General features: G+C 65.0%; 14 protein-coding genes and 1 tRNA gene. 10 read left to right on the top strand and 5 right to left on the bottom strand.

The features are described from left to right. Positions 1–15 precede the first annotated feature (15 nt). From OUZ49_RS09520 to OUZ49_RS09500, 5 genes are read left to right on the top strand one after another with little or no spacing between them, the layout of a single operon-like run. Positions 16–1,236, top strand: a complete 1,221-nt coding sequence (locus OUZ49_RS09520; RefSeq protein WP_380004644.1) for an amidohydrolase family protein — start codon at positions 16–18, stop codon at positions 1,234–1,236. After that, positions 1,233–1,937, top strand: coding sequence for a class I SAM-dependent methyltransferase (locus tag OUZ49_RS09515; RefSeq protein WP_266150141.1), 705 nt, complete (start codon positions 1,233–1,235; stop codon positions 1,935–1,937). The genes OUZ49_RS09520 and OUZ49_RS09515 overlap by 4 nt, the downstream gene beginning before the upstream one ends. Positions 1,938–1,962: 25 nt before the next feature. After that, positions 1,963–3,477, top strand: a complete 1,515-nt coding sequence (locus tag OUZ49_RS09510) for a B12-binding domain-containing radical SAM protein (protein ID WP_266150140.1) — start codon at positions 1,963–1,965, stop codon at positions 3,475–3,477. 13 nt (positions 3,478–3,490) lie between these two features. Beyond that, positions 3,491–4,618 (top strand): glycosyltransferase family 4 protein, encoded by a 1,128-nt coding sequence (locus OUZ49_RS09505; protein WP_266150139.1) that lies wholly within the window; start codon positions 3,491–3,493, stop codon positions 4,616–4,618. Further along, positions 4,615–5,724 carry a glycosyltransferase family 4 protein gene (locus OUZ49_RS09500; protein WP_266150138.1) on the top strand — a complete coding sequence of 370 codons (1,110 nt, stop codon included), beginning with the start codon at positions 4,615–4,617 and terminating at the stop codon, positions 5,722–5,724. The genes OUZ49_RS09505 and OUZ49_RS09500 overlap by 4 nt, the downstream gene beginning before the upstream one ends. Positions 5,725–5,788: 64 nt before the next feature. On the opposite strand, the gene OUZ49_RS09495 is transcribed toward OUZ49_RS09500, so the two are convergent. The 4 genes from OUZ49_RS09495 to OUZ49_RS09480 form a co-directional block, all read right to left on the bottom strand. Continuing rightward, positions 5,789–6,850, bottom strand: a complete 1,062-nt coding sequence (locus OUZ49_RS09495; RefSeq protein ID WP_266150136.1) for a glycosyltransferase family 2 protein — start codon at positions 6,848–6,850, stop codon at positions 5,789–5,791. After that, positions 6,784–7,719 (bottom strand): class I SAM-dependent methyltransferase, encoded by a 936-nt coding sequence (locus OUZ49_RS09490; protein ID WP_266150135.1) that lies wholly within the window; start codon positions 7,717–7,719, stop codon positions 6,784–6,786. Before OUZ49_RS09490 ends, OUZ49_RS09495 begins: the two co-directional genes overlap by 67 nt. 64 nt (positions 7,720–7,783) lie before the next feature. Beyond that, the gene (locus OUZ49_RS09485) at positions 7,784–9,001 is read right to left on the bottom strand and encodes a nucleotidyltransferase family protein (protein ID WP_266150134.1); all 1,218 of its coding nucleotides are present in this window, start codon (positions 8,999–9,001) and stop codon (positions 7,784–7,786) included. Then, positions 8,976–10,490, bottom strand: a complete 1,515-nt coding sequence (locus OUZ49_RS09480; protein WP_266150133.1) for a B12-binding domain-containing radical SAM protein — start codon at positions 10,488–10,490, stop codon at positions 8,976–8,978. Before OUZ49_RS09480 ends, OUZ49_RS09485 begins: the two co-directional genes overlap by 26 nt. A gap of 300 nt (positions 10,491–10,790) precedes the next feature. Between OUZ49_RS09480 and OUZ49_RS09475 the strand changes: the two genes are divergently transcribed. The 5 genes from OUZ49_RS09475 (at position 10,791) to OUZ49_RS09455 (ending at position 16,347) form a co-directional block, all read left to right on the top strand. Then, positions 10,791–11,828, top strand: a complete 1,038-nt coding sequence (locus OUZ49_RS09475) for a phosphoenolpyruvate carboxykinase (ATP) (protein WP_266150132.1) — start codon at positions 10,791–10,793, stop codon at positions 11,826–11,828. Positions 11,829–12,071: 243 nt separating this feature from the next. Then, a complete protein-coding gene (locus OUZ49_RS09470) occupies positions 12,072–13,826 on the top strand; it encodes an ATP-binding cassette domain-containing protein (RefSeq protein WP_266150131.1) in 1,755 nt (584 codons plus the stop codon). A gap of 177 nt (positions 13,827–14,003) precedes the next feature. After that, positions 14,004–14,633 (top strand): class I SAM-dependent methyltransferase, encoded by a 630-nt coding sequence (locus OUZ49_RS09465; protein WP_266150130.1) that lies wholly within the window; start codon positions 14,004–14,006, stop codon positions 14,631–14,633. A gap of 28 nt (positions 14,634–14,661) precedes the next feature. After that, positions 14,662–15,558 carry a flavin reductase gene (locus OUZ49_RS09460; RefSeq protein WP_266150129.1) on the top strand — a complete coding sequence of 299 codons (897 nt, stop codon included), beginning with the start codon at positions 14,662–14,664 and terminating at the stop codon, positions 15,556–15,558. Positions 15,559–15,732: 174 nt separating this feature from the next. Beyond that, positions 15,733–16,347, top strand: coding sequence for a peroxiredoxin (locus tag OUZ49_RS09455; RefSeq protein WP_266150127.1), 615 nt, complete (start codon positions 15,733–15,735; stop codon positions 16,345–16,347). 221 nt (positions 16,348–16,568) lie between these two features. On the opposite strand, the gene OUZ49_RS09450 is transcribed toward OUZ49_RS09455, so the two are convergent. Then, positions 16,569–16,645 (bottom strand) — tRNA-Pro (locus tag OUZ49_RS09450). Positions 16,646–16,786: the final 141 nt, after the last annotated feature.

Raw genomic sequence — 16,786 nt, 5'->3', positions numbered from 1 at the left:
TCCGTGGATGTCTTGCTGCCCAACGCGAGTACCAGCCTGTGTCACGCGGGCACCATCACGCCCGAAGGTGTGTCGCGCGAGCCGCTGATGATCCGCCATGGACACGTGGCCACGTCGCTTGCGGCATGGGGCTATCGGGTCGACCTTCGCGATCATCTGATCTTCCCCGGGCTGATCAATGCGCACGATCACCTGCACGTCAACGCCGTGCCGCCCTTGAACGCCGGAGCACCTTTCCCGAACAGCTATGCATGGATCGAAGCGTTCCGGCCGCATTTCGAGGAGCCTGAAGTCAGCGCCGCGCTGCAGTGGCCCAAGCCCTTGCGGCTCAGGCACGGCGGCCTGAAGAATCTGCTCGCCGGCGCGACCTGTGTAGCCCACCATGATCCCTGGCACCCGGTGCTGGATGCCGCGGATTTTCCCGTGGCCCTGCTGCGGGATTTCGGCTGGAGCTATGCGCTGGGGTGGCCCGGTTACGGGCCGCCGGTGCGCGAAAGCTTCCTCGCCACCGCTGTCGAACGGCCGTGGATGATCCATCTGGCCGAAGGCACGGATGCGACGGCCCAGGCGGAGTTGGCCGCGCTGGATCAGCTCGGCTGCCTGGCGGCCAACAGCGTGTTGATCCATGGCGTGGGCCTGCGGGAGCAGGACATCGCCCGCATCATGGTCACCGGTGCGGCGGTGGTCTGGTGTCCGGCCAGCAATCTGGCCCTGCTCGGGAAGACACTAGCGCCGCGCCGTCTCTTCGATGCGGGGCGGCTGGCCCTGGGTACCGATTCGCGCTTGAGCGGCTCACGCGACCTGCTCGAGGAAATGCGTTGCGCGATGGCCTTGGGCGATCTCGCGCCGGCACAACTGGTGGACATGGCCACGACACATGCCGCCCGCATTCTGCGCTTGCCGCAGCATGGCAGTCTGGCGCCGGGAGCGCGGGCGGACATGGTCATCGTCGAGGATCGTGGCGGCGACGAAGCGAACAGCCTGGCCGGCATCCAGCGCAGCGAGATCCGCGCCGTGATACGCGATGGCGTTCCCCGCATGGCGGACCATGATTTCGTCGAATGGTTTCAGGCTGCCGGCGTGGACACCGTGTCGGTGATCCTGGATGGCAAGCCCAAGCTGTTGGCGCAGTCGCTGGCCGACCCGGCGTTGATCGCGATGGAACCTGGACTCGAGCTTGCCACCTGCTGTCAGGCGCGCACGAGCGGCCTCACCGTCGAGGCACACTGCCGATGACCGATACGCCCATTCTCGAAGCTGCCGAGGCCTACGCGCTTTGGGCGCCCGCGTATCCGGCGCGCGCGCACAATCCGCTGATGCAGGCCGAAGAGCGCGCCATGCTGACCCTGATGCCTGCCGAGCTGGCGGGTAGGCGCGTGCTGGACGCGGGATGCGGCAGCGGGCGCTACCTGTTGCATGCGCTGCGACGCGGTGCGGCATCCGTGATTGGCGTGGATCTTTCGCCGCAGATGCTGGAGCGGGCGCGTGCCGAGCTAGGTGCGCGCGAGCCGGTCGCCAAGGCCGAGGTCGCCTTGCTGCAAGGCCGTCTGGATGCTCTACCACTGCCCGATGCCTGGTCGAACCTGACGATCTGTGGCCTGGTCATCGGGCATCTCGGGAATCTGCAACAGGCGCTGGCCGAGCTGCGCCGCGTGACCCGGCCCGACGGCAGGATCCTGTGCAGCGACGTGCATCCGATCGGGCATGCGCTTGGCTGGTTGCGTGATTTCAAGGCCGATGGCGAGCGTTACGCGGTGCGGCACACGCAGCATCTGTACAGCCATTGGCACGCGGCCTGCGCAGCGCAGGGGCTGCGCATCGAGCAGGTGCTGGAGCCGATGCTCGACCCGGCCGACATCCCCGCTGGTGCGCATTTCGACCGCAGGGCGCTCGAGGTTCCGGTCGCCCTGGTCTTCCAGTTGCGGCGCGAAGCATGACTACTCCGATTTGCAGGCCCTCGCCATGACCCATGGACCGCGCACCCTACTGATCAACCCCACCATCACGTCGCGTCGCAGCGCGCGCTTTCCGTTGTCTCTCTTGCACCTGTCGGCGGCGTTGGAGCGAACCGGCAGCAGCCAGATCGTCGATGGCAACGTCGATCGCAATTTCATCGACGACAGCTTGCGTGCGATGGAGGCGACGCCCTTCGACGCGGTCGGCATCAGCGTCATGGGCGGTCCGCAACTTGCTCCGGCCATCGCCGTCTCCACGGCCATTCGCCAGCGCTTTCCGGCGGTGCCGATCGTTTGGGGCGGTTATTTCCCGACGCTCAATACGGACGCGGCGCTGGGCGCGCCTTACGTCGACTACGTGGTCCGAGGGCAGGGCGAGGAATCGCTGCCGGAGCTGATCGCCGCGATAGGCCGCAAGGACGACGCGAAGCTGGCGACGATCGGTGGGCTGTCGTGGAAGCACGACGGCGCGATCGTGCACAATCCGAACCGCCGCTTCACCCTGGGTGACACCGAACTCGTGTTGCCCTACCACAAGCTCGGTGACCCTCGTCGATACCTGGCGCGTACCTATCTCGGTCGACGCACCGTCGCGCACCAGGCGGCCACGGGTTGCCGTTTCCGCTGCACGTTCTGCGGCGTGGCCGCGATGTTCGGTGGCACCACTGTGCTGCCCGCGGCGGAGCGACTGGAACGCGACCTCAGCTACCTCAAGCACGAACTCGGTGCGGACTCGGTCCAGTACTTCGACAACAACTTTTTCGATCGCGAAAAGGACATGGTTCCGCTGCTCGAAGTGATGGCCAGATTCGAGCTGCCCTGGTGGTGCTTCGCCCGCTCGGACGCGCTGCTGAACCTGTCGGAGCATGCGTGGAAACTGGTGCGCAAGAGTCGGCTACGCATGGCGTATATCGGCGCGGAGTCACCAAACGGCCAGATGCTCAAGGAAATCCGCAAGGGTACGCGGCCGGACCAGACCATGGAGGTGGTCGAACTGTGCCGGCGCCACGGCGTGATCCCCGAGCTGTCCTTCATGGTCGCACCGCCGGAAAATACCGAAGAAGAGACCGAGCACACGTTCGAGTTCATCCGTACGCTGAAGCGGATCAATCCGCAGTCGGAAGTCGTCATCTACATCTACACGCCGCTGCCGGAGATCAGCAGGCACGAGCAGGATCGCGCCAAGCGCCCCGGGAAACCGCTGTTCGACCTCAACGGCGAACCGGTGGTGTTTCCGACGACGCCGGAAGAATGGGCGCAGCCACGTTGGGTCAACTACACCTGCCACGCCGATGCGCCCTGGCTGGACGACAAGTTGCGCCAGCGTATCCAGGACTTCGTCACCGTGCTGCGCTGCCGCTATCCCACCGTGCAGGACCTGCGTTCGCCGTCCTGGGCCAAGCGCGGCCTGAGCGCCATGGCCGGCTGGCGATATCGCTACGGCCGGTACAACCGGCCGTGGGAACTGGAGCTGGCCAACCGCCTGGTGCGCCTGCGCACGCCGCAGGTCGAGGGGCTTTAGGATGGCGTCGGCCATGCACGTCGCGCAGATCAATTTCCTGCCTGCGCCGGAGCGTCTTGCGCCGGCCGAGGTGCTCGAGCAATGGCACTCGCTGGTGGACATTGCCGAGGTGGTCGCCAGTGGCGGAACCCGGGTTTCGGTGGTGCAGGCGGCGGCACGCGAGGCGCTGATCACGCGCAACGGCATCGACTACCACTTCATCGATGTGAGGGGACTGGACGCGGCTGCAAGCCGGGGGCACCGTTACGCCGGTCTGCTCGCCGAGCTCAAGGCAGACGTGTTGCACGGGCACAGCCTGGCCTTTGCCGGGGACGCTTTCGCCATATCGCAGTGCCAGCCACAACTGCCCATCCTCATGCAGGACCACGCCGACGGGCCGCCGCGCTGGTGGCGGCGGCCGCGGTGGCGGCGCTGGTATGCGGCCATTGACGGCGTCTCCTTCACGGCGTCCGAGCTGGCGCGACGCTTCACCCGCGTGGGATTGTTTGGGCCCAACGCGCGGCTGTTCGCGATACCGGAATCGAGCAGCCGTTTCACCCCCGGGAGTCGCGCCGACGCGCGCACGCAGACGGGTCTTTACGGCGATCCATGCGTGCTTTCGGTGGGACACCTGAGCGCCGGCAAGGACCCGTTGAGCGTGCTCGAGGGTGTGGCCAAGGCCACGCTGCAGCTGCCCGACCTGCAGCTGTGGTGTGCGTTCGGCAGTGCGCCGCTGCTCAATGAGGTGCAAGCTCGGGTCGCACAGGATCCCCGACTCAGCGGACGCGTGCACCTGCTCGGCAAGGTCGCTCATGAGCAGGTCGAAACACTCATGCGAGCGGCGGATCTGCTCGTCTCGGGCAGCCTCACCGAGAGCTGCGGCTATGTCGTACTGGAGGCGTTGGCCTGTGGCTTGACGCCGGTAGTCACGGATATTCCCGCCTTCCGCGCGTTGATCAGTGGCAGTCGCGTCGGTCACCTTTGGCCCCGCGGCGACGCGGCACGGCTGGCCGATGCGCTGGTCGATGCGGTGGCGAACAGGCCGTCCTCGGCGCAAGTGCGCGCGCACTTCGACGCCGCGCTGTCATTCGCAGCCGTGGGCCGTCAGTGGGCCGACGCTTACGCCCAGGTCCAGGACGACCGGCGTCGGAGGACACCATGAAGCTGGCGCTGGTGATCCCGGGCGGCGTGGATCGTACCGGTGACCATCGCGTGATCCCGGCATTGCTGGCCCTGATCGAACGGATGGCGCGGACGCACGAAGTCCATGTCTTCGCGCTGCGCCAGGAGCCGACCGCGGGCCGCTGGGAGCTTGCCGGGGCCACGATTCACAACATCGGCGACGGCTGGACCCGGCTGCGCGCGATCGCGGCGATCCGCGCGGAGCATCGACGCGCGCCATTCGATCTGGTTCATGCCATCTTTTCCGGTGCTTGCAGCCTGATCGCCGTCGTCGCGGCGAAGTCGTTGCGCTTGCCGAGCCTGGTGCATATCGCCGGCGGCGAGCTGGTCGCCTTGCGCGAGATCGCCTACGGCGGACGACAGAACTGGAAAGGGCGGCTGCAAGAGGCGTGCGTACTTCGCGGCGCCAATGCCATCACCGCAGCCAGCGCGCCGATCATCGATTCGCTGCAGGCGCTTGGCCTCAACGCCCGGCGCGTGCCGCTTGGTGTGGACTTGCACCGCTGGCCACCGCTGGCGCCGCGTGAGCGCAGCGCAGGGCCGGCGCGGCTGATTCACGTCGCCAGCCTCAATCGCGTCAAGGATCAACCGACCCTGTTACGGGCGCTGGTGGCCTTGCTTGAAGCGGGTCTGGAATTCCAGATGGATATCGTCGGCATGGACACGCTGCAGGGCGAGATGCAGCAATTGGCCCGCCAACTCGGGTTGGAACGCTGCGTCAGTTTCCTTGGCTTCAAGACGCAGCGCGAACTGCGCCCCCTCATGGAGTCGGCCGATCTGCTGGTGATGTCTTCGTTGCACGAGGCCGGCCCACTGGTGCTGCTGGAAGCCGCGGTGGCAGGCGTGCCTGCGGTCGGTACCGCGGTCGGGCATTTCGCGGAGTGGTCGCCGTCGGCGGCCCTGGCCGTGCCCGTCGGGGACGGCGATGCATTGGCGAACGCCATCCATCGCATGCTTGCCGATGAGGAACTGCGGCTCGGACTGGCCAGGGCAGCGCAGCGTCGCGCGATATTGGAGGACGCCGATTGCACCGTTCAGGCGTTCCAGGCTTTGTATCCTCAATACACTCCTCTCGTGGCACGGTGAAGCGAGTGCCTGAGCGTGGCACCGGGCGGCGATGCGGCGTCCAGCCTGATCGTGATTCACGTCTTTATTTGAACGCTCCCAACGCCCGCACCGCGCATCCCGCCGCGGTTCTCCAGACCACGCCGTTGAAAGGTGTGATGCGGGCCGCGCGAACCAGTGCAGCGAACGCGGCCCCGTGTGACCTTTCCCGCGACAATGCCGCCGCCTGTCCTGCCAGTTGCATCGCGCACTGGTGCAGGCACAGCACCCTCATTTTCGGGTCCGTCGTGGCCGCCGCGGCTTTGCGGAACACGCGCTCCTGATCGGCGCAAAGTTCCGCGAGGCGCAAGCGCGCGGTGGTCCTGTCCGGGTGTTCGCGAACCAGCGTCAAGATATCGGGTAACGCGAGGACCTCGCTGTGTGCAGCGAGTCGCAGCGCGAAGTCGTAGTCGGAATGAATGGGGATGGCTTCGTCGAACCCGCCGATCTCCTCGATCAGCGATCGCTGCACAAGCATGGTCGGGACCGGCGTCGAGAGTTTGAACCGAAGCAATGGTTCGAGGATGTACCCGGAAACCGGCCGAGGCAGGAGGTCCGACCGCTCCGGCAGCGACGCCCCCTCCGTGTCGATCAGCGAGTATCCCGTGTAGCTCCACCTGCATTCAGGCTGCGCGGCGAGCCGGCGCAGTTGCACTTCCAGTTTTATGGGCAGCCACACGTCGTCCGAATCAAGAAATGCCACCCACTTGCTGCGCGCGTGCTTGAGGCCGGCGCTGCGTGCTGAGGTGAGATCACCGCGGTGCTCCATCCAGAGCGGCCGGACTCTTGGATCATCGATCGCTTCGAGATAACCACGCGTGTCGTCGGTGGAACCGTCGTCGACGACGATGAGCTCCCAGTCGCCGAATGTTTGCCTGACTATCGATGCAATAGCCTCGCGCAGCAGCGGCAAGCGGTTGTAGGTCGGCAGCACGACCGAAACCACCGGTATTTCGGTCGCCGGCATGCCGGATGGTGCGACCCGGCCCGTTTCGCCCATGACCGGTTTGGACACATGGGTGCTGCGTAGAGCTGAATTCATCACGATCCTGCGCTTTTGCGGGCTACGTAAAGTCGAAACCTCGAAGGTTCCCTCCTGCCACGACATTTCGCCACCAGGGGGCGCATGGCCCATGTCAGGCCATACCACGGACGATGCACATCCCAGTGGATCGATAACGCGTCTTCCATCCTGCCCAGGCGCTCATCCGTAAGGAATCCAAGCGTGGCGATCGAGTCAGCAGCCATGCCATGACTTCGCCGGAAAGCCGCACGACGATCCGCGAGCATTTGCTCCCCGCTCTCCTGCCGGCTGTACCAAGGTGTATCGCTGATGATGACCACGCCACCTTTTTTCAAGCAGCGCATCGCTTCACGCAGGCTTGCCTCGTAGTCTTCGGCGTAATGAAAGGAGGCGTTGAACACGGCCGCGTCAAACTGTTCGTCCGCGAAGGGCAGGCGGCGAATCTCGGCCTGGAAACGCGGAAAGAGTGCAGGCAGGCGCGTGCGGTAATGCCGGGCGGCTCCCAGTCCGTCGCTGTCATTGGCGAGCAGATCCACCGCACAAGGTCGATACCCGGCCAGTGCCAGGCGAAAGCTCATCCAGCCATTGCCCGCGCCGAGGTCCAGGATCCTGTTGCCGCGACCGGCGCCATCCAGCAGATGCCGAGCCAGGTAATCGTAGCTGCGGGCCCTGATCCGCCATTGCCCGCGATGCCTTCCTGACGTATCGCGGTAGGGAAGACCGAGATAGAAGGCGGCGCTTTCGCTGCCGCGGCCTTCAGACTCTCTTATGCGTTCGTAATCGTCCACGAAGCGGGCGTAGTGCGCGATCGATTCGGGTGGCAACGCTCGCGCGATATCGTCGTTGATCACGATGGAGAACCCGCACGCGGGACAGTCCCATCCGCCGATGTCGGTTCTGCATCGAGGGCATCGCAGCCGGATGCCGGACAGCGATGGCTCCTCGGCGGTCATGCATAGATGTTGCGCGCTCATCACCCATCGCCCTCCGGATGCCTGCCGAACCACGAAGCAGGCGCTAAGTCGCAGAAGCCGGAGCTTCGAATGCCGCGCGCACCACGTACATGGTGTCCATTCGCGGCACCGGCCGGGTGAGCATGGTCAGGATGCGCCGGCCCTGGTTCTGCTTGACCCAGCCCTGACCCTGGAGCCATAACTGTGTCCGTACCATATCGGCGCGTTCCTTGATGGCTTCCTCTGACGGTCTGACACGACTCCTGACGTAGCGACCGGCTTCGCCGAAGGAGCGGGACCACTCGATGCCAGGGAGCGCGTGCAGCCACAATTCCGAGCACGAAACCTGCGTCAGGGTCTGACGGCGAGAAATCGTCCGCAGCAGGGGAGGGCAGTCGCGCTCGAGCCGCTCGAACACGGCTTCGGGAACCGCATTCGTGTAATAGCGTGCAAGCAGGCGCAACGGCGGCAGCGCCCACCAGGGAGCGTCGGCCGCATGCTTGTCCCACAAGACGTCCCAATCACTCGCTGCCATGCGCATCGCCAGCAGCGAGATGTCGTGCAGATGCAACAGTCGCAGGCTGCGATTGCAGATGTTGCCCGCCGTATGCAGCAGCAGATGGCTCATCAAGGCGCCGCTGGACGGATAGTCATTCAAACCCGGTCGCGGCTCGCGCGGATAGATCCGCTCGGTGATGTCGGCGGCGGAGATCGGCAGCCGTTCCTGGATGCGGGTATGCAGTTCGATATTGACCGGTGTGTCGCGGTGCTCGCCCAGCGCGGCTACGGGCGTGCCCACTGCCGGCTTGAAGACCCGGTGCTTCCACTGCGCGAACGACTCCACGTAACCGAGCTCCCGCAGCAGCTCGATCGTCGGCCTGGCATCGTGCTCGCGGACCAGCAGGTCAATATCGGCCATCGGCCGCTCGCCTGGTGCGTAGAGTCCCAAGGCGTGCAGCGCGGAACCCTTCAGCGGAACGACGGCCAGGCCGGTGGTGCGGGCACCGGCGTCGATGCGCTTCAGCAGATCTGCGATGCGCCGATGGCGCTCCTCGACATGCTCGCGCTGGCTCGCGAGAAATCGTCGCCACTCCGGTTTCTGCCAGGTGGAAAATCTGCAGAGCAGCGGCGACACCCCATGCGCAGCGGCAGCAGCCGTTGCCAGCTGCCATTCGAGATCGCTCCAGTCCGGCGTTGTCCCGCCGGGCTGTGCCAACTCCGCGGCCAGCGCTTCGGTGGTGCGGCGCAAGCCGGCCTTAACGATTTTTAGCGGCGGCAACATGGCGGGCCGGTGGGGGAGTGTCTTGTGCCGTCATGGGCGCTGACGCGGTGGCGTCTACGCAACGGTGCGCATGCTCGTTGGCGATCAGCGCATCCCATCGTGCATCGAGCGCTGCCATGGCTTCGCTGTAAGCCGCCGGCGCTTCAGCAGCCTTCGATGGCTGCAGCATGACCTGCTCATGCAGCAGATCACGCACGTGACGGTAGAAGTCCGAGTCGTAGGCGCCGCGGAACATCATGGCCAGGTCGCCGCTGTCCTGCCAGTGCGTCTTCGCGCCAAGCTGGGTCTTGACCTGCTCGTAGAATTTCGTGCCTGGCAACGGATACGAAACGCTGACGCCGATGTCATCCGGAACAGCCTGCGTGATCAGTTCGCGGGTTGCCAGCAGATCGACCAACTGCTCACCCAGGTAGCCGAGCTGGATGAAGAAGCCCACGCGGATGCCGTGTTCTCCCAGCCGTGCACGGGCTGCGACGAGGTCTGGGACTTTCGTGCCTTTGTTCATGGCGTCCAGCACACGTTGACTGCCGCTCTCCGCGCCCAGCCAGGCCTCCGCGCATCCGGCATGTTCCAGCGCCGTGGCCATCCGTTCGCTGATCAGGTCGGCGCGGGTCTGGATGGTGAAAGGGATGGAACCGTCGGCGGCGACCAGGTGCGCACCGAACTCGGTCACCCAGTCGACGTGGAAGCCGAAGATGTCGTCCGCCAGCCAGACGTGATCCGGCTTGAACGTCTGTTTGAGGTAAGTCATCTCGGCTGCCACGTCCTCGGCCGTGCGTTGGTTGTAGTGGTTGCCCCAGATCGGCTTGGCGCACCAGTTGCAGCGGAACGGGCAGCCCCGTGACGCCGCCATGTTGAGGCTGAAGTAGCCATGCCGTTCGCGCCACATCGTGCGATAGCGTTCGATGTCGACCAGGTCCCAGGCGGGGCGGCCCTTCATGCGAGGATCGGGCGGCATCACGCCGACTCGCGTCAGTTGCGTCTGTCCGTTCATCAGCGTTGCGACACCGGCGATGCCGGTTACCCAGCCCTGCGTGTCGATATCCGCATCCCGTTCCAGCCGTCCGATTAATTCGATCAGCGCCGCGATGCCTTCGCCGATCAGCACGGCATGCGCGCCCGCCGCAAGAAAGGCATCCGGGTGGTCAGAGGCGTCGGAGCCCGCGACGATCACGCGCGCACCGCCGGCGCGTGCCTCGGCGATCATCTGGCACGCCGCCTCGCGCATGCGGCCGAGACACATCTTGGTCAAGTAGTTGAAGTTGTCCTCGTAGATCACCACCACGTCCGGTCGTGCAGACTGCAGGGACGCCTGATAGTCCTCGACGCCGTCGGCCAGCATCGCATCGAACAGGGTAATGGCATGCCCCATCTCTCTCAGCAGTGCGGCGACCTGGATGGTGGCGAGTGGCGGATAGGGCTTGCCGCGCTCCCACTGTTTCGGGTCGTAGCCCAAAAAGTAGGAGTGTCCAACCTGGATATTCAGCATCGCAAAAGGTCTCGTGAGCCGTGGGCAAGCTGTGGCAGCGCATGGGCGTCGGGCCGGCGTACCGGATCCAACGATCGACGTTGACTGGAAGTGAGTGCCACGGCGTGCGGCTTCGGTTGCCTGGTGCGGCAAGATGATCGGCGCGCGCGCCGCCTATCGCCGTCAACGTGCGGCCGCACGGTTCCGGCGAGCCGCGGCCGCCTGCGGCGCCGACGCAACCTTTTCCCGCCGAGGCGGTACTTACTGGCCAGCATTCGTATCCGCGCCGTACGGCGCCCGGCAATCAGACGGCAGAAACTTTTGATCGACGACGATGGCCCTGTCCTCTGCGCCGACGTTCAAGACGCCGGTGCGGATCCTTTTTGCGAACGGCCCGCCGACCGCCGCTACTCGGTGTGCCGGAAGGTCCTGGGCGGATGCTTCCGCTTCGAAAGCACCAGCGAGGCGCTGTTGGATCTGGTCGAGGCCGCTTACGCCGGCCTGCCGCCACATCACTTCCCGATAGGCGAACCTGAGTTCCGCATCGAGCTGCGCTTGCTGCCGCGCCAGGTTTTTCCGCTTGCCGTCGAGCCGCCACCGGTACGTGTGCAATCCGGTGCGGGTCTGCTCTGCGGCGTGATGGATGCGTCGAACTACGTGGTCTTGGCGCCCGAACAGCACCGCGCCCTCATCGTGGCCTCGGAGGACATGCTCGGTCATCCGTACCATCTGCGTTACGAGCTCATCGAATTTGCGGTCTTCACTTTGGCGACGCGCGGTCTTGGATTGGTGCCCTTGCATGGCGCCTGCGTCGGCCAGCACGGGCGCGGCGTCCTGTTGCTGGGAGCCAGCGGTTCGGGCAAGTCAACCCTAGCCTTGCACTGCCTGCTAGAGGGCCTGGACTTTCTTGCCGAAGATGCCGTGTTCGTGCAGCCCGAGAGCCTGCTCGCCACCGGTGTCGCCAATTACTTGCACGTGCAGGCCGATGCGCTGCGCTTCGTCGACGATGATGCAGCCACGCGCTGGATCAGCCAGGCGCCCATCATTCGTCGCCGCAGTGGCGTCGAGAAGTTTGAAGCCGATTTGCGACAAGGCCATGGGCGGCTCGCGGCGGTTCCGCCGGAGCTGGTCGGCGCGGTGTTCGTTTCCGGCCAACCGGCCGATGATCCCGGTGCCCTGTTGAGCGTTATTCCCCGAGCTGAAATTGCGGTACGGCTGCGCGCCGATCAGGCCTATGCGTCCCGACAGCCGGGCTGGCATCGTTTCGAGCAGCGAATGATGCAGCTGGGTGTGTATCAACTGCGCCGCGGACGTCATCCGCGGGATGCTGTCGAAACACTGCGCCGGCTTCTCGACTGATGCCGCCGATCTCACCACCGCGCAGGGCCCGCGGGCTGGCAAGACGCAGTAGCCCGCTGCTCCGGCTCGGTTGCGCTTTGGGCAACAAATGAAGCAGCGTGGCGGCTTCGCGCAACCTTTTCGCGTGCCTGCCGCACTTACCGACATGGCAAAACATGTCCGGAGTAGCGCCGTTCTGACTCACCACGAAGTGCCAACGAAGCCGCGGCCGATGCGGTCGGCCAGCGGCGCGAGCCCGTAACGATGTCGGGCGCGCCGTCGCCAGCACCGGATCGAGTCCACGACCTGCTGCGTTCGCTGGTGGGTACGCTTACGCACGCCGAGTTGGCGGAATCCGCGGCGTATGTGGTGCTGTCGCTGGTCGTAGCGTTTGCCGGCAGTCTCGCGACGGTGCTGCTGGTGCCGCTGGTACAGCCGGGGCACACGCTGCCGTTTGGAAGTGTGCTTTTCGATGCAGGGCGCAGCGTCGAAATGCAGGCCGCCATCTTCGCCGCCGCGATGGTTGCCTTCGCTCTGTTGCGTTGGCTGACAGCGCGTCTGGGAGCGCGCCTGGTGGGTCGTTACGGCATGAGCCTGCGCCGCCGGGTGCATGCGCGCGTGGTCGACGCTCCGTTGAAGTCGCTGGCGGATTCGACGTCCGCGGAAATCGCCAATGTCCTTATCCATAACGTCGAGCTCATCGTGCAGGGTTTCAACGCCCTGCAGCAATTGCTGATCGCCGGCGTCACCGCTGCCGTCAGTCTCGGTTTCGCGTTCTGGGTATCGCCACCCCTGGTGCTGGCGGCGCCGCTGCTCGCAGGTCTTGGACTGCTGGCGTCACGTGCCTATGGGCGTGAGCAATCGCTGGTCAGTCGCCAGTACGTTGCGGACATGACGCGACTGTTCTGGCATAGCGAGGATTTTCCGCGGCGCCTGCGCCACATCCGCTCGTTCGGCAAGGAGGACGTGGAGAAGGAAAGCTACGGCGCCATTTCCGCCCGGCTGTGCCACGGCTACCGGCGCCAACTGGAGCTGGTGGCTTCCGGGCGGCTGATGCTGGAGCTGCTGGCGACGGCGGGGATCGCGGGGCTGTTCGTGCTGGCCCATCGCTGGCGCGGCATCGACCAGTCGTCGCTGATTGCGGTGTGCCTGTTGCTGGGGCGCCTGCTGCCCTATCTGATGACGACACGGCAGAGTTTTCATCAGCTGCGTTCGGCCGCGCCGGCCTTCGAACTGTGGCAGCGCTACATGCAGCTGGATTCGGCCCGCTCATCCGCGCCACCAGCACACGCGACGACTTGCGCGGGTGCGCTGCATATCGAGCGGATGCAGGTGGTGCCACCAGCCTGCGGTCTGGATGTCGGCGACCTGGTTCTGGTGCCCGGCGAGCTGACCCTGATTTCGGGTGACTCCGGCATCGGCAAGAGCAGCCTGGTCGATGTTCTGGCGGGCATGATGGCGCCGGTGACGTTTGCGGCACGCGCCGGCGAACGGCCGATCGGCTTTGACGAGTACTGCGAACGGGTGCGGCATGGTGCCTATGTCAGCCAGAACGTCCGGCCCTGGCAGCATTCCGTGCGCGAGTGCCTGCTGTGGGCTGCGCCCGATGCCAGTGACGAGATGTTGCGCAGCGCACTGCGGGACGTGGGGCTCGACAAGCGACTGGCAAGTTCGAAGCACGGACTCGACACGGCACTGCACAATTCGTCGAGCCGGCTTTCCGGAGGCGAGTTGCAGCGACTGCTGCTGGCCCAGGTCATCCTGCGGCAGCCCTTCCTGGCCTTGTTGGACGAGGCGACGAGCGCGCTCGACTCCGCCGCCGAGATAGCGGTTCTTTCATCCGTGAAGTCGCGGTTGCGGCAGACGATCCTGATTGTTGTGTCTCATCGGAGTGGCGTGGCAGGGATCGCAGACCAATGCCTGACCATCGGCAAGGACCTTGTTACGACCGTTAAAGGGCAGGGCGACCTGCCGCATGGGGAGGCCTCGTTTGGCGTGTCGAACTGTGCGAAGTCCTAGGGCCTGTGCACGATCTCGTCGTGCGTGGGCAGGGCGATGCGTCGCCCTGGCAGGAGGTCTGTGTCTGGCGGGGCGCAACCATTCCTGGCGTAGGCAGCACTCATGTGAACGAGCCTTCTTGTGCCTGCGAGTCATGCGTGCCCAATACGCAACGCTGACAACAAGGTAGCCGATGGCATGCATACTGGAGAGCAGTACCACAAATTCATTCTGAACTCGCCACGCGACCAGGCGGTGCGCGACAGCTTCCAGAAGATGGCGCTGGATCTGCTGCCGGCGGGAGCGGACGTTCTCGATTTCGGTGCCGGTACCGGTATCGATGCAAAGGCCTATGCCGCCAACGGGCACCTGACCTTCGTGTATGAGCCTTCGAAAGCGATGTACGAGTGCCTGGAACAGCACTGCCGCGACGAAATCGCGAGCAAGACCATCGTCGCGGTTGCGCCACCGCTCAACTGCAAGGTGCAGGCAGTGACCGCGAACTTTGCCGTCCTCGATCATTTCGCGGACCACACGCAACTTTTCGAAGAATTATCGCGCGTGGTGCAGCAGGGAGGATTTGTCCTGGCCAGCATGCTCAATCCGTATTACCTGGGGGACGCGCGTTACGGCTGGTGGCGGGCGAATGTCATCAAGCTCATGCGCCACGGTCGCTACGCCATCCCAAGCGAAAGCGGTGTTCATCGCTTCGCGCCGCAGGTGGTGGCGCGAGCGGCCGCGCCGCATTTTCGGCTGGAACGCCTCATTCCGCGTGGGCTCGGATGGGCCACCCATCTTTACATGTTCTTGCTATTTCGGCGGCTCTGAGATGTGGAAGGATTGGATAAGACCGTTCGTGCGTCCGCTGCCGCAGTGGTCGACGGTTGCCGTCGATCCGCCGCAGCAGGTCGTCACCGCCACCTTGCGCTGGGGCGGCAACTCGGCCGATGTCACGGCCGACCACACCGTGGCTTCGCTCAATCCGCTGGTGATTGCCACCAGCATCGATGCAGGCCAACGCGCGGTACTGGAATACCACGATCGCGCCAGCGGACGACTGCTCGGCGTCTTGCGGCTGGTGCAGATGGCGGCGATCTCTGCGGAAAATACCTCGCTCACGCTCTACCACGTCGCCGCTGGCGGGCACCGCTGCCTCGTCTGGCCGCGGCGCTCGTGGAATGCGTGGCTGCAGAACCGCCTGATGCTGAAAAACCTTGCGACGAACCACCTGAATACCGATCCTGCCGCGGTACAGAAGCTGATGATCGCCTACCTGTGTCCACGGCCGGTGGTGCTGGTCTCCGTCGACGCGCCAGGTCGACAGAATATTTTTCCGATGGATTTGATCGGCCCGCTGGAACGGAGCGGATTCTTTTCGCTCGCACTACGCAGCACCAATGTGTCCGTGCCGACCATGCTGGAGCAGCGTAAGGTGGTGCTGTCCAGCATGCCCGCGGCGACGAAGGCGGTGGTGTACAAGCTTGGTGCGCATCACAAGGAACCGCTGACGAACTGGGATGCGCTACCGTTTGCCGTGCGACCGTCACGGGCATTCGGCATTCCCGCCGTTGCCGCCGCGTTGCGCGTGCGGGAGTTGGCCATCGTGCATAGCCAGGAGATCGGCTTGCACCGGTTTTTCCTTTGTCGCGTGGTTTCCGACGAAGCTCTGGTGGAAGGCGCCCAGCTGCATCACACGGGAGGCTTTCACCAGGCCTATCGACTCCGGCAGGGCATGCCGCTGACCGAGATTTGATGGGCGTGCTCGATCGCGCCGCCCCGAACGGCGCTCGTCCGCGCGCCCGCCTCTTGCGCTTCACTGCCTGGGGATCGAACCTAGGCGAGTAGGGGGCGCATCGACCGTGTCGATCACCCACCGGATCGGGCTACCGCACAGTCTCTTCCCAGTACACCAACGAGGGTTTCTGTAATGAACAAGCGTCTTACGTTTTCGTTCGCAGCCGCTGCCTTGGCAGCGGGCATGGCCATGGCGCCGTCGGCGTTCGCGGCCATTGCCCAGGGCACGACCGCACCCACGTTTACCGCCCAGGCCAGCAAGGCCGGCAAGGACTTCAAGCTGTCGTTGGCGGATGCGCTCAAGAGCGGACCCGTGATCGTGTACTTCTTTCCCTCGGCCTATACCGGCGGCTGCGATATCGAGGCGCATGCCTTTGCCACCGAGGCGGCGAAGTTTGCGGCGGCCGGCGCAACCATCATTGGCGTCTCGGCCGACAGCATCCAGCGGCTTAATTCATTTTCGGCCGACCCGAACTACTGCGCTGGCAAGTTTCCGATCGCGTCCGACCCTGACGGCAAGATCGCTGCGTCCTACGACCTGAAAATGGCGGCGGCCGAACCGAATGCGAAGGACGTGCGCGGCGAGGTCATCGACCATGGCTTCATTTCGCGAACGACCTTCGTGATCGGGCGCGACGGGAAAGTCGCCGCGGTGTTCTCCTCGGAAGCCGACCATCTGCATCCGCAGGAGCATGTAAGCAAGTCACTCGCCATCGTCGAGCAGCTGCAGTCCGCCAAGACGCCCTGAGCGGCGCGGATCTCACGACGCCTTGGCTGCGGCAGGGACGCCGCGCAAGGCGCAGCGCGCATGCTCAGCAAGATCTGAGGTGGGTATGCGGGCCTGCGGCACCGGAAGGCCAGCTTCAAGTGGTTGGCCAGGGCAACTCGGGGAGGGCTGGGCGCCGGAAAAGAAAAAGGCCCTGAAAGCTCGCGGCGACGCGGTTTTCAGAGCCTTGATTCTTCGAATTTTGGTCGGGGAGACAGGATTCGAACCTGCGACTTCTACGTCCCGAACGTAGCGCTCTACCAGGCTGAGCTACACCCCGTGGGAGCCGCGTATCTTAATGACCCTGCGCGGTCTTGGCAACAGGGGCAGGCGAATTTTCTGACAGCGCGTGCGCGGGCTGCTGACAAAGCCGTGCGACTCGGGCTCGAGGCGGCCTTCTGCTAATCTATACGGCTACGTC

This window comes from Dyella halodurans (genome assembly GCF_026283925.1).
In the GTDB taxonomy this organism is placed as follows: Bacteria; Pseudomonadota; Gammaproteobacteria; order Xanthomonadales; family Rhodanobacteraceae; genus Dyella; species Dyella halodurans.
Note: the sequence above shows the minus strand (reverse complement) of the source record. Positions and strands in the feature narration are given on the sequence as shown.